11 protein-coding genes and 1 pseudogene are annotated in these 13,284 nt (G+C 39.3%); 8 read left to right on the top strand and 4 right to left on the bottom strand.

Annotated elements, in window-relative coordinates; translation table 11 throughout:
- Nucleotides 1-185 precede the first annotated feature (185 nt).
- Nucleotides 186-890 (top strand): class II aldolase/adducin family protein, encoded by a 705-nt coding sequence (locus tag QFZ31_RS18600; RefSeq protein ID WP_307305566.1) that lies wholly within the window; start codon nucleotides 186-188, stop codon nucleotides 888-890.
- 63 nt (nucleotides 891-953) lie between these two features.
- On the opposite strand, the gene QFZ31_RS18595 is transcribed toward QFZ31_RS18600, so the two are convergent.
- The gene (locus tag QFZ31_RS18595) at nucleotides 954-1,667 is read right to left on the bottom strand and encodes an MBL fold metallo-hydrolase (protein WP_307305563.1); all 714 of its coding nucleotides are present in this window, start codon (nucleotides 1,665-1,667) and stop codon (nucleotides 954-956) included.
- Nucleotides 1,668-1,812: 145 nt separating this feature from the next.
- Between QFZ31_RS18595 and QFZ31_RS18590 the strand changes: the two genes are divergently transcribed.
- Nucleotides 1,813-3,051, top strand: coding sequence for an MFS transporter (locus QFZ31_RS18590; protein ID WP_307305561.1), 1,239 nt, complete (start codon nucleotides 1,813-1,815; stop codon nucleotides 3,049-3,051).
- Between the two features lie 552 nt (nucleotides 3,052-3,603).
- Here the strand turns inward: QFZ31_RS18590 and QFZ31_RS18585 are convergent.
- Nucleotides 3,604-4,515, bottom strand: a complete 912-nt coding sequence (locus QFZ31_RS18585) for an AraC family transcriptional regulator (RefSeq protein WP_307305559.1) — start codon at nucleotides 4,513-4,515, stop codon at nucleotides 3,604-3,606.
- Between the two features lie 142 nt (nucleotides 4,516-4,657).
- Between QFZ31_RS18585 and QFZ31_RS18580 the strand changes: the two genes are divergently transcribed.
- From QFZ31_RS18580 to QFZ31_RS18560, 5 genes and pseudogenes are all read left to right on the top strand, one after another.
- The gene (locus QFZ31_RS18580) at nucleotides 4,658-5,824 is read left to right on the top strand and encodes a TraB/GumN family protein (RefSeq protein WP_307305556.1); all 1,167 of its coding nucleotides are present in this window, start codon (nucleotides 4,658-4,660) and stop codon (nucleotides 5,822-5,824) included.
- Between the two features lie 129 nt (nucleotides 5,825-5,953).
- Nucleotides 5,954-6,580: a histidine phosphatase family protein gene (locus QFZ31_RS18575; protein WP_307305554.1), complete on the top strand. Its 627-nt coding sequence runs from the start codon at nucleotides 5,954-5,956 to the stop codon at nucleotides 6,578-6,580.
- 254 nt (nucleotides 6,581-6,834) lie between these two features.
- Nucleotides 6,835-8,037: a hypothetical protein gene (locus QFZ31_RS18570; protein ID WP_307305553.1), complete on the top strand. Its 1,203-nt coding sequence runs from the start codon at nucleotides 6,835-6,837 to the stop codon at nucleotides 8,035-8,037.
- Between the two features lie 16 nt (nucleotides 8,038-8,053).
- Nucleotides 8,054-9,307, top strand: coding sequence for a Zn-dependent hydrolase (locus QFZ31_RS18565; RefSeq protein ID WP_307305552.1), 1,254 nt, complete (start codon nucleotides 8,054-8,056; stop codon nucleotides 9,305-9,307).
- 2 nt (nucleotides 9,308-9,309) lie between these two features.
- Nucleotides 9,310-10,485: pseudogene (locus tag QFZ31_RS18560) on the top strand (amidohydrolase).
- A gap of 141 nt (nucleotides 10,486-10,626) precedes the next feature.
- Here the strand turns inward: QFZ31_RS18560 and QFZ31_RS18555 are convergent.
- Nucleotides 10,627-11,220 carry a YesL family protein gene (locus tag QFZ31_RS18555; protein WP_307305548.1) on the bottom strand — a complete coding sequence of 198 codons (594 nt, stop codon included), beginning with the start codon at nucleotides 11,218-11,220 and terminating at the stop codon, nucleotides 10,627-10,629.
- A gap of 96 nt (nucleotides 11,221-11,316) precedes the next feature.
- On the opposite strand from QFZ31_RS18555, the gene QFZ31_RS18550 reads away from it, so the two are divergent.
- A complete protein-coding gene (locus tag QFZ31_RS18550; protein ID WP_307305546.1) occupies nucleotides 11,317-12,024 on the top strand; it encodes an HAD family hydrolase in 708 nt (235 codons plus the stop codon).
- Between the two features lie 124 nt (nucleotides 12,025-12,148).
- On the opposite strand, the gene QFZ31_RS18545 is transcribed toward QFZ31_RS18550, so the two are convergent.
- Complete coding sequence (locus QFZ31_RS18545) at nucleotides 12,149-13,276, bottom strand: GntR family transcriptional regulator (protein ID WP_307305545.1); 1,128 nt, start codon at nucleotides 13,274-13,276, stop codon at nucleotides 12,149-12,151.
- Nucleotides 13,277-13,284 lie beyond the last annotated feature (8 nt).

Genomic DNA, 13,284 nt, shown 5'->3' with positions numbered 1-13,284 from the left:
TATTATACCAAATTGAGTAAAGTTTTGGCTATCGCCAACCGACATTCATCTTCCACTTACTAATTGGGCTATGCCCTTCACATTCCTTGAAATGGGTGTCTTCTGTCGGAAAATGATAAAATAAGAATATTGTTAATGGATGATTAAAGTTGAAAAAACTCTGCTGAAAAAGGAGTTCTATACTTATGCATGATAACAAACAATACTATTCCGATCTCGAAGCAAGAGCAATGATCTGTGAAATCGGCAGAAGAATGTATAACAGAAATTATGTAGCCGCGAATGATGGAAATATCTCCGTGAAAGTAAGTCCCACTGAAATATGGACGACACCAACTGGGGTAAGCAAAGGGTTTATGACTCCTGAAATGATGGTGAAGATGGACCTTTCTGGGAATGTACTATCCGGAAAATTACAGCCTTCATCTGAGGTGAAAATGCACCTGAGGGTTTACAATGAAAATTCTGAAGTCCATGGTGTGGTACATGCTCACCCGCAAGTAGCCACTTCTTTTGCAGTTGCAGGAATAAGTTTGGATCAACCAGTTCTGCCAGAGGCAATTGTCCTGTTAGGGAATGTACCAGTGGCACCGTATGCGTTACCTGGAACACAAGAAGTTCCCGATTCCATTGCACCTTACTGCAAGACACATAATGCTGTTCTTTTGGCGAATCACGGAGCACTTACATGGGGAAGAGATTTAATGGAGGCGTATTTCCGAATGGAATCCCTCGAACATTGTGCTTCTATTCTTATGTACTCCAACCATATTTTGAAAAAGTCGAATGAATTAAATAGTTCACAAGTTGCTGACTTAATTAAGATTCGTGAATCGATGGGAGTAAAAGCAGGCGGCGTTCCGATTAGTGAGGCTGAAAGAAAAGGATAGCTGAAGTTCAATAAAGCAGCATAAAACCCAAACACCTAGTTTGAGTTTAATGCTGCTTCAAACTTAACTGTCCACTTGCACAACCTGTAATTTGTTACCTACAGAAAGCAAATCTGTAATAAAGGATCTAATATCCCCGACGAGCACCCCGCCATGCCCGGTACACATAACTTCTACATCAAAAACATTCATAGCCTTTAGTCCATTTAAAAATCCATGTAGTTCGACTTTTGAAACTCCTCCATTGCGTAAAAACTCCAGCCATTCGTGTCTAAGGTCATTCCCAACTGAGACTAATCCATCTTTTGAAAGTGGATCACCGAAAAAACAGAGGAAATCTCCCGTGAAAAGGACTTTAGATGGCTGGTGGTAGAAAGCAAGCGAGCCAGGAGTGTGGTGGCCAACCCAGAAGTATTCAAAGTTCTGAATCACTCCTTGGTCTAACAAATCATAATTAAATTCATCTGGTTCTGGATATTCAATAAAGCTGTGTTCCTTATGGTGAATATATTTCTTAGCATTTTTAAAGATAGCTGTACCTTGTACATGATCTTCATGACCATGGGTAGCTAACACGAGTTTAACGTCTTTTGGTGACTTTCCCAGCTGTTTTAGAGCTGCTAACAAATAGGCAGCATGCACTTCTTTGCTGGAATCTATTAAAGTAATGCCCTTTTCTTCTACAATAAAATAGCAGTTATTATAAGAATTCCATTGAGAATCCCAAATGGCTAATACATATACATTTTCTTCTACAGGTTCAAATAAATACTCCAAGTTTCTTACCCCCATGGTACACGTCTTTACACTATTAAGTATATAAAATTTAGAATACTCGGACAAATTTATTCTCTAATAATCGCAAATTAGGAAAAGAAATATGCCTTCCCTGGTCTTATGATTTAGGTGAGGGGGAAAGAAGATGAATTTATTAAAGAAAAAAGATCCGTATCAGGTTTATATTTACACCTGTTTCTTATCACAATTGTTTTTTACCTTTGTATTTACCGTCAACTTGTTATATCACGTAGAAACTGTTCAACTAAATCCATTGCAGCTGGTTTTAGTGGGAACGGTATTGGAGGCGACTGTATTCCTTTTTGAAATTCCTACTGGAATTCTTTCCGATTTAAAAAGCAGAAAGCTATCTGTCATTATTGGCTTTTTCTTAATTGGAATTGGGTTCATGATAGAAGGAATGTTTCCGGTTTTTACGGCTGTGATTCTATCTCAAATTATCTGGGGGATTGGCTATACCTTTACAAGTGGATCTCATCAAGCTTGGATTGCAGATGAGATTGGGGAAGAACGTGCTTCTTCGGCGTTTGTCAAAGGGGCCAAGGCAGGTAATCTTGGAAAAGTCCTTGCCATTCCATTAAGTATGCTGGCAGGGTATTATCTGCTTAATCTACCGATTGTTTTAGGCGGTATAGGGCTGGTTGTACTATCCATCCTGTTAATTTTCTTTATGAAAGAAGAGAATTTTAACCCAGCTAAAAAAGTGGAGAGAGTATCGGTTTGGAAGAATATTAAGGAAAATATGAGTCAAATTCTTTATTTTTCTAGAGTCAATTATTTGATGAGAATCCTATTTCTGATTGCGTTATTTTTTGGCTTATACAGTGAGGGCTTTGACCGCCTGTGGATTCCACATATTATTGAGCAATCAGGTTTATCAAATTTATCGGAGAGTCAGTTAGTTTTGCTGATGGGCGGGGTTCAATTCATTGTTGTTCTTTTTACATTTGCTGCACTCCATTTCATTGATAATAGTTCCATCCACCAGCAGCTTAAGCATATTTACGTGGCCCTCTTTATAGGAAGCATTCTAATTATTGGTGCATTAATTGGTTTTGCTTTCACCACATTCGCTGTTGGTTTGTTAATTTTTTATATCATCATCCAAATTTCGAGAAGCGTTATGTATCCATTAGAGAGTGTTTGGCTGAATAAAATCATCCCGGATTCTTCTACACGTGCTACCTTTTTTTCAGTCAAAGGTCAGGTAGACGCTATTGGTCAAATTGGAGGTGGTCCTGTGATTGGCGCGATCGCTTCAAACTTTACCATCAAAATTGCTGTAATGGTTAGTGCCATTATTTTAATGCCTGTCTTATTTCTCTATAGAAATATTATGAGAAAAACTAGTATCAGAGGGTGATCTTTCACCTACAGGCTGTCGGGGAAATTCTCGACAGCCATTATTTTTTATAACTTTGACAATGCATAGCATTTTTCTAATATGGGTAGGTCCTGAAGCGCCCGGATTGAGGACAAATTCTTGTGGATAGGAAGTAAGATTAGTCCACAAGCACCATAGTTGAGGACAAATCTTTGTGGATAGGAAGTAAGATTAGTCCACACCCCCCTTGGTTGAGGACAAATCTTTGTGGATAGGAAGTAAGATTAGTCCACAAACCCCCTGGTTGAGGACAAATCCTTGTGGATAGGAAGTAAGATTAGTCCGCAAGCCCCCTGATTGAGGACAAACCTTGTGGATAGGAAGTAAGATTAGTCCACAAGCCCCCTGGTTAAGGACAACTCCTTGTGGATGGAAGTAAGATTAGTCCACAATCGCCCGGATTGAGGACAAAACCTACAGTCAGGAGTACCATATATCTTGTGAAATATTTTTATGAAAAATAGATAGGTCAGACTCAGTGAAAAAAATACCGAGAAAAATACCCTTTCTCGACAATCTAAGGGTGATGAGCTACCCTCTTTCTTTTATTGGAATGTGAATCTCCATATAGACCTTTTCAAAATCCCAGTGGTGGCAATGTTCATCATAGTATTCAAAGTCATATGCCTCTTCATCCACTTCATAAGATGATTGTGGGAACCAATCCTCTAAAATATATTTCCATGTTCCTTTAATAGCTGAAGCAAACTTCTCGACTTCAACCAAAGGGGTTTTGAACACAGCATAAGTTGCTGCTGGCAGTTGCAGAGGTGTCAGCCCATCAGGAAGCGAAGTATCTTTGTCTAAGTCGACAGCAAATAAATAAGTGAATTTATCTTCTGCTACTGAAGGACCTAAGTTGATACAGTACTCCCCATGTTTTTTAGGAGCTAGCGTTTTATAGAGAAATCTTTCGATGGAACCATCTGCCAATCCTTCTTGATCCCAAATCGCAGGTGCATCTCTTGTATAAGATACATTTTTCATAGTAATCTCGAATGTTTTACCCGCAACCTTGAATGACGTCCTCTTAACAATCATAGGCTGCAACACAATTCCACCTATGTTTTTTCGATGAATACTAATTAAATCTAATTTTTGCGGCAGTGATTTAGGGCAATGAATCTTATATAAGCTGGGTGGACTTCCAAAGCATTTTTTAAACGCTTTTGTAAAACCAGCATGGGTTTCAAATCCGTAATCCATGGCAATTTGGATAATCCTTTTGCCATTGATTAATTCATGTAATGCGTATTGAAGCTTTCTTTTTACTACATAGTCCATCAGGGTATAACCTGTATGCTTTTGAAAAACCCGATAAAAATGATAAGGGGAATATCCTGCCATGGCGGCTAGATTTTCTGGATCAATTTCGTCCTTTATGTGTTCTTCGATATAATCGATTATCTGCTGAAGTAAGCGTAACTGTTGAATAAGGATCACCTCGTATTTACCATATCTAGTAAATTATAAAATACTTTTGATTGTGTGTGTCGATATTCTTTCTGTTGAAATTCTATTGGTTGTCCTTCATTATAAGGAGAGAGACTTTTGTATAAGTATATTTTTATGAAGGAAGTAGATTATGACAGAAGAAAATATAACTCGAATTGATTTGGACGGCAAAGAAATTATATTAATTGGTACTGCTCATGTCTCAAAGCAAAGTGTAGAGCAAGTTAAAGAAGTTATTGACCGAGAACAGCCAGATTCTGTTTGTATCGAATTGGATGATCAACGCTATAAGTCGATTATGGAAGGTAGCAAATGGAAGGAGATGGATATCTTTAAGGTCATTAAAGAAAAGAAGGCAACACTGCTTTTAATGAATCTTGCCATTTCTTCGTTCCAAAACCGATTGGCCAAGCAGTTTGATACAAAGCCTGGACAGGAAATGATTCAAGGGATTGAATCAGCAAAAGAAATAGGGGCTGAGCTCGTTTTAGCCGACCGTAATATCCAAATTACTTTTTCGCGAATTTGGAGCAATGTTAGTTTTTGGGGTAAAGGACAGCTGTTAACTTCGATATTCTATAGCATTTTTAATAAAGAATCTATTTCTGAAGAAGAACTTGAAAAAATGAAAACGCAGGATACATTGAATGCATCTCTAGCGGAAATTTCGGAAGCATTTCCTCGACTAAAGAAGCCTTTAATTGATGAACGAGATCAATACTTGGCACAAAAGATTAAAGAAGCACCTGGTAAGAAGGTGGTAGCGGTTTTAGGAGCAGCGCACGTTCCGGGAATTACAAAAGAAATTCATCGTGACCATGATTTACAAGCTCTCACTAAAACAAAACCAAAATCCAAAACGCCCCAAATTATCGGCTGGGCCATTCCAGTGCTCATTGTTGCTCTAATTGCGTTTACCTTTTTTCTTAATCCGGCCGCTGGTATGGATCAAGCGATTAGCTGGATACTTTGGACTGGCATTACAGCGGCAATTGGTGCGGCTGCAGCCTTAGCGCATCCACTGGCTATTTTATCAGCCTTTTTGGCAGCGCCAATCACAACCTTACATCCGTTGTTGGCGGCAGGCTGGGTTTCAGGGATCGTACAAGCTTATATCAAACGCCCAAGTGTCGCAGACTTTGAAACATTATCAGAAGATGTTTTCTCCATTAAGGGCTTTTGGCGGAATAAATTTACAAGGGTCCTGCTCGTCATCATCCTTACCAACATCGGGGGTTCATTTGGAACGCTTATTGGGGGAGCAGATGTAATACGTACATTCTTAAATAATTTTTAAGTGTGGTACCTTCCAAACGGAAGGTGCCTTTTTCTATGGTTGTAAAATGTTGTCGAACGTTTACTGGGTAATGGGGAAGCGAGCTGAAGTAGAATAGAGGTAATAGACTAGCAGAGGGGTTGGAAGTGGTTGAATATTTATCTCATCCGTCACGGTGAAGCCGAGCATAATGTGGATAAAACTGTAATGTCGCATACCCATGATTCACAGCATAGTTTAACGGAGCTAGGGCATAAACAAGCTCAGGTAACCGCTGAATTTTTCAAAAATATCGTGAGCCCAAAGACTGTTCTGTACAGTTCACCTTATCTAAGAACGATGCAAACCGCTAAGGCTATTCATTCTCTTTTACCAGAAAGCGTTCCATTTTACGAGAATCCATTAATACGAGAGTGGGAGCTGGGGAATCTTTATGATTTTTCAGATCGGCCCCCTGAAAAGAAGAAGGAGTTCAAAGCGGCGGGGCAATTTTACTTTCGCTTTCAAAATGGAGAATCGCTTGCGGATGTGTACCTGCGTGCGACGATGTTCATGCACACGATCGTAGAACGTGTGAGGAAGCAGCAGCGCTACGAAAATATCGTGATTGTCACCCATGCAGCTTTTATCCACATGCTTTTAACATTCCTGATGAATTGGCCAATAGAGGATTTAAAAAATTTCAAACCGGTTGAAAACGCCTCGGTTATTAAAATTAATGAAGTAGATGGAGATTATCAGTTCGAAAAAATTTTCGTGCCAGTCGTGGAAAACTAAAACGCAAAATACGCTCTCGTTCCATTCGAATGAGAGCGTATTTTTTATATTATTTTCCTATTAGAATAATGAAATTATTTTCTAAAATAACAAAATGCTTAATTTTTAAGTAATAAATTCGTTGAAAACGATTACATGAAAATTTCCAATAATTTAAATTGACTGAAAAATATAATTATATTATTATTCTAGTAATATCAAATATTTCGTAAGACGAAAATTTAGTAAATCTAACCAGAAAGAAGGGACTCTGCATGTCACAGATGTTAGCTTTAGTAATTCTTATGCTTATTTTATTTATTGGAGATTTAGTTGCCGTACGCACAAAGGCATGGGTACCTTCCATTTTCATTTGCGCCGTCTTGTTCCTTGGGGGATATTGGACATTCTTCCCGCAAGACATTGTAGCACTCGCAGGAGTGCCGCCAGTGGTTGCGACAATGATGATGTACTTATTAATTACCAATATGGGAACTTTACTATCGCTTCAAGAATTGAAGAATCAATGGAAAACGATCATTATTGCACTCTCAGGAATATTAGGAATTATCGCGATATTATTCGGAATTGGAACATTCTTTTTCGGCTATCAGACAGTGGTTGTTGCCATTCCTCCTTTAGTCGGTGGAGTTGTGTCGGCCCTAATCATGTCTGAAGGTGCGAAGGAAGCAGGACTTGCATCATTATCTGTATTTGCTATCGTCATTTATGTTATGCAGGGATTTGCGGGATATCCAATCACTTCTATCGTTTTGAAAAAAGAAGGGAAGAGACTACTGCAACAATATCGCAGCGGACAACTTACGGAAAAAGCACAAGGGAAGGCTGCTGCCGAAGTTGCTGCTACAGCAGCTGCCAAACCTGAGTTGAAACTATTTAAGAATATGCCAGAAAAGTATAATACCGACTTCTTTAAGTTTTTAAGACTTTCATTGGTTGCCTACCTAGCTTATCTAACTTCCACTCTATTAGCTCCATTGGTTTCAATCAGCCCGTTTGTACTTTGCTTATTGTTCGGGGTCATTGCCACTAGTGCAGGGTTTTTGGAAAAGCAGGTTTTACAAAAAGCGAATGGTTTCGGATTTGCGATCATGGCGCTTATGCTGTTTATCTTTGACGGATTAAAACAAGCGACACCAAGCATGATGCTTGAAATTATCTATCCGCTTGTCGGTACAATTGTATTAGGCGTAATCGGGATGTATATCTTCTCATTTATTGCCGGAAAGATTTTAAAGGTAAGCAAAGATATGGCTTTCGCTGTTTCGCTTACAGCTTTATATGGATTTCCAGCGGATTACATTATCACAAACGAAGTCATTAAATCCTTGACAGAAGATGAAAAGGAAAGAGAAATGCTGACCAGCAATATGCTGCCTCCTATGCTTGTGGGAGGATTCATTACCGTTACAATGGTGTCGGTTATACTAGCAGGTATCTTTGTAGGATTCTTGTAAGAAGGGATTGGTGTAAATGGAAACAAAAATAGAAACAAATTTAGAAAAAGTTCAGGCTAGAATTGAAAGCCATATTGATACATTGAGTACCTTTACCGCTACACCGGGTAAAGGTACTACCCGGCTTACATATAGTCATGAGGATTTGCAGGCAAGACAATATATTAAACAGAAAATGAAAGAATATGGTTTAACGGTTCAGGAAGATGGATTTGGTAATATTTTTGGGAGACTTGAAGGAACTCTAAAGGATGCTCCGAGTGTTCTGGTTGGGTCCCATTTTGATTCCGTTCCAAATGGCGGCTCCTATGATGGACCTGCGGGAGTTGTGGCAGGACTTGAAGTCGCGGCGCTATTTGCGCAGAATAAATTAACACCAAAATACCCCCTAGAAGTGATTGCTCTTGTTGAAGAAGAAGGGTCAAGATTTGGCGGCGGACTGATGGGTTCACGTGGAATCGTAGGTTTATTAGATGAGGAAGGTTTTAATCGTTTAAAAGATAAAGATGGAATTTATGCAGTCGATGCCATGAAGGAAATAGGACTCGATCCTTCGCTTCCGAAAAAAAGAGATCCGAAAACCATGAAGGCATACCTGGAGCTGCATATTGAACAAGGACCGATCCTTGAAGAAAAAGCTATCCCAATTGGAGTTGTTGAAGCCATTGTTGGTTTGACTCAATTAGAAGTAACCGTAAAGGGGCAGGCCGGACATGCCGGTACGACTCCGATGGATCGTAGAGCTGATGCGTTAGTCACCGCAGCTAAGATGATTGCGGAATTCCCAGACCTTGCCGAATCAGAAGGGGAAGGAACGGTTGTTACTACTGGAAGATTAAATGTATTTCCAAATGGAGCAAATGTCATTCCTGATAGGACGGTATTTACAGTGGACATCCGTTCAGGCAAGGAAGAAAATGTTTTGAATGTGATTCAAAAAGTGAAGGACTTGGCGGTTTTTTATAGCAAGCAAGGTATTGAGGTTAGTGTTGAGCAGCTTTTATATATACAACCAAAAGAAATGAACAAGGATATTGTCTCTTTGCTGAAGAGAAAGAGCGGTGAACTTGGTATTCCCAAGTGTTCGATTAACAGCGGTGCAGGTCATGATGCAATGGTCTTCTCAGACTTTACAAATGTGGGAATGCTATTTATTCCGAGTAAAGATGGGTTAAGTCATTGTCCGGAAGAATGGTCCGATTCAAGGGACATAGCAAATGCTGTTCAAGTTCTATATGAAGCAGCCAAAAAGTTAACGGAGGCTGAATAATCATGATACATGCAAAAATAAAAGCAGCGATTCAAACATACAGCGAAGAATTAACAGAGTTACGTCGAAAGCTGCATTCTGAACCCGAAGTATCGTGGGAGGAATTTAAAACTTCTCAATTTGTCTCGGAGTACCTTGATCAATTAGGAATCACTTACAGGAAAACTGAACCTACTGGTGTGATTGCGGAAATTCAAGGGGGAAGACCGGGTAAAACGGTCGCTCTAAGAGGAGATATGGACGCGTTGCAGGTTGAGGAATTAAACAAAGATCTACCCTATACGTCAGGAGAAGAAGGGAAAATGCATGCCTGCGGACACGACGCGCACACAGCTATGTTATTAATCGCAGCTAAAGCGCTAAATGAAGTAAAAGAAGAATTACCAGGTAATGTACGGTTATTGTTCCAGCCGGCTGAAGAAGTAGCAGAAGGGGCGAAGGTGTTAGTGGCACAAGGTGCAATGGATGGAGTGGATAATGTCTTTGGAATCCACATTTGGTCGCAGATGCCAACGCATAAAGTATCGTGTACCCCTGGGCCATCCTTTGCATCAGCAGATTTATTTAAAGTTACGTTCAAGGGCAGAGGCGGACATGGAGCCATGCCGCATGCATGTGTTGATGCAGCCATTGTAGCCTCCTCCTTTGTCATGAATGTACAAACCGTAGTATCTAGAACCATTGATGCCCAGCATCCAGCCGTTCTGACGATAGGAAAAATGATTGTTGGTACAAGGTTCAATGTTATAGCAGGAAATGCCGTAATCGAAGGAACGGTTCGCTGTTTCCACCCTGAAACGAGAGATTATATTGAAAAACAGCTTCAGCATTACGCTGACCAGGTAGCTGCGATTTACGGTGCGACTGCAAATGTGGAATATATTCGTGGAACTAAAGCGGTACTTAACGATGAATACAGTGCAAACCTAGTGCAAAAAGTTGCTGCAGAAGCATTTGGGGATCATGTGGTTTATAACGAAAAACCAACCATGGGCGGAGAAGACTTTAGTGAATACCTCGCCCATGCACCAGGCAGCTTCGCCCTCGTCGGCAGTGGCAACCCAGAAAAAGACACAGAATAGGCCCATCACCACGGAAAATTCAACATCGACGAAGACGCCCTCGCAACAGGCGCAGAACTCTACGCCCAATATGCATGGGCATACCTAAATGAATAAAACGGTGTGCCTGTCACCTACCTAGGTGACAGGCACCACTCGTGGACACCGTCCGCCTCAGGCGGACAGTTGCGAATTAAGGTTTAAGTTACAAATAAAAATGGATACTGCCGGTGGCGGTATCCATTTTTGCTGCTGCGCTTACTGTTGTGTTGTTTGCAGTTGTTGGATTCTGTTAAATACGATATTACATAAATGGTAGTTACAATACGCGTATACACAGAAAATAAACATGAAGGTAATCTTCCACGTGAACAGGATTAATATCGTTAAGATAAGTAAGACAATAAGCGATAGTGTAACTAGTATATATCTGATGGAAAAGAATAAGGAGTTCTTGATTGCAGTCGTCCAATTAACATTGTAATTTGCAATGGTTGGAAAAATAAAAATGGTGATGAAAAGCATTACTATACCAATTAAAGTTAAAACAGATAAGAGTACATATTGGAAAGAAGCAAAGTTTTTCAATAACATAAAATTAAGGAAAAACAGCCCAGCGAAAACAATCCAGATAATCCCTAAGACAAAACTTTGTTTAAAGTTTTCTTTAAAGTATTGGAAAAAATTCCGAAAAACACTATAGTCTTTATGTAATACCCACTGGCGGATTACGCAGTACATTGCCACGGTTGCAGGGAAAATCGTAATAACCGGCAGGCAAAATAAAAGCCATAGGAGATTTAATTGGAAAAAGGCTGTGACAAATTCAAGTATTTTGAATAATTGTTTCATGTTAGAATCTCCATTATTCGTATTTGCTAATAGTACTATTAAAATACCATACAACTTTTTAAAAAAGAAGTACAAGTTGTCTCTAAGGAGGACAGAATGACGATTAAAGCAATTTTCTTTGACTTAGATGATACATTACATGATCACCTATATCCATTTTCAAAAGCATTTAAAGATACATTTCCTCATCTTTATGAATACATGGATGTTACGTCATTGTACAAAAAATTTAGGGACTTCAGTGATTTGCTATGGAAACAATATAGCAGCCGCCAGTTGACCTTAGAAGAACTGCGGATAGCTAGAATTGTAATGGCATTAGAATATTTTCAAAAGGGCACTTCCGATGAACAAGCGAGTCGATTTCAAGCACAATATGAGTTAAATTCAGGCAGCCTCCAGTTATTTGCGGAGGTTCCGAAGCTAATAAACGAGATCAAAGCTCAAGGAAAACTTGTTGGAATCATTACAAATGGGCCAGTGCAACATCAGTTTAATAAAATAAATTCACTTGGCCTGACAAGTTTCGTTTCTAGAGATCACATCTTTATTTCTGACGAGGTAGGAGTGGCAAAACCGAACAAACAAATATTTCAGCATGTAGCACAAAAAGTCAACATGATTCCAAGTGAGATCATATATATTGGGGACTCCTGGCCCAATGATGTGGTGGCACCGATGGAAGCAGGTTGGAAGGCAATTTGGTATAACCACCGAAAAAGGCTGCCAGATACCGACCATAAACCCATAGCAGAAATAAATCAACTTTTATCTATTATTGATATAGTAAAAGAAGAAAGTTAATACCATCCAAAGGCAGCAAATCACTGTAATCGAAAAACGAATCTTATTAAAAAAACACACAAGTTGCGTGTGTTTTTTTAACTTAATATAAAGGAGTGAAATCCTTAACAAAGTTCGAAAGCTGCTATTCTTGTATAATCAAATCCGTGCTTTTTACAGGAGCAGTGGAATTTCTTACGACCAGCTCAGGTTCATAAATAATAGACTGAGGATTATTGTCCTTTCCTTCTACAGCGGATACTATCCTCTTCGCTGCTTCAATCCCCATTTCCATTTTAGGGTGGGCAACGGATGTTAGTTTTACTTCAAAGGTCTCAGCTAAAAATGAGTCGTCATAACCGACAATTGAAACATCATCTGGGACACTTATTTGATAATTTCTTAATACATCTAGAACCATCAGAGCCAATTGGTCATTGTAACAAACAATTGCTGTCGGCTTATCATCTGATGAATAAAACTTGTTTAATTGATCCTTGACTTTTTCATTCATGTCCTCGGTTGAGTAGGAGATAACCATGTCTGGGAAGAACGTGATTCCGTGTTCACGGAATGCGCGGATGAAGCCCTGCATACGGTTAACTCCTTGAAGATCGTCGGTTTTAAATAAGCCAATAATTTTGCGATGCCCCAGTTTAATTAAATGTTCAGTAGCAATATAGCCTCCGTGTTCATCATTAACAACAATATGTGGAGGTGCTAACTGTGGATAAAACTGGTTAATCATTAAATACGGGATGTTACGCTGTTCCAGTTCTAAGTAGTAATGAATGTTAGGATTATAAACACTACTTTTTGTTGGTTCAACGATAAGACCATCGATATTTCTATTTAACATGGTTTGCAGGCATAGTTTTTCTTTTTCAATGTCGTTATCCGTACATGCAAACGTTAATGAATAACCCTGGTTTGATAGGTAGGATTCAATTCCTCTAATAATAGAAGGGAAAATATAGTCGGAAATATAGGTAGTTATAACTCCGATATTTTTGCCATTCGTTTGAGCTGTGAGAACAGTCGTCTCATTTTCTTCCTGTTTAAATGAACAAAAGGTTCCGGCTCCCTGTTCCCTATAAAGCCATCCCTCATGTACTAAGTCACCCACTGCTTGACGAACTGTATGCCTGCTGACACCAAACATTTTAACAAGTTCATTTTCTGAGTGAATTTTTTCACCAGGCTTAACCTTACCGCTGGTGATCCAATCTGTTATCTGTTCTTTCACCATATTGTACTTGGTTTTTTGCGCCATTGTATCAC

Source organism: Neobacillus niacini, from assembly GCF_030817595.1.
Lineage (GTDB): Bacteria > Bacillota > Bacilli > Bacillales > Cytobacillaceae > Neobacillus > Neobacillus niacini_G.
Note: the sequence above shows the minus strand (reverse complement) of the source record. Positions and strands in the feature narration are given on the sequence as shown.

Coding starts and splice junctions, on each gene's coding strand:
- QFZ31_RS18600 (WP_307305566.1), top strand. CDS start 186: ATGCATGATAACAAACAATACTATTCCGATCTCGAAGCAAGAGCAATG.
- QFZ31_RS18590 (WP_307305561.1), top strand. CDS start 1,813: ATGAATTTATTAAAGAAAAAAGATCCGTATCAGGTTTATATTTACACC.
- QFZ31_RS18580 (WP_307305556.1), top strand. CDS start 4,658: ATGACAGAAGAAAATATAACTCGAATTGATTTGGACGGCAAAGAAATT.
- QFZ31_RS18570 (WP_307305553.1), top strand. CDS start 6,835: ATGTCACAGATGTTAGCTTTAGTAATTCTTATGCTTATTTTATTTATT.
- QFZ31_RS18565 (WP_307305552.1), top strand. CDS start 8,054: ATGGAAACAAAAATAGAAACAAATTTAGAAAAAGTTCAGGCTAGAATT.
- QFZ31_RS18555 (WP_307305548.1), bottom strand. CDS start 11,220: ATGAAACAATTATTCAAAATACTTGAATTTGTCACAGCCTTTTTCCAA.
- QFZ31_RS18550 (WP_307305546.1), top strand. CDS start 11,317: ATGACGATTAAAGCAATTTTCTTTGACTTAGATGATACATTACATGAT.
- QFZ31_RS18545 (WP_307305545.1), bottom strand. CDS start 13,276: ATGGCGCAAAAAACCAAGTACAATATGGTGAAAGAACAGATAACAGAT.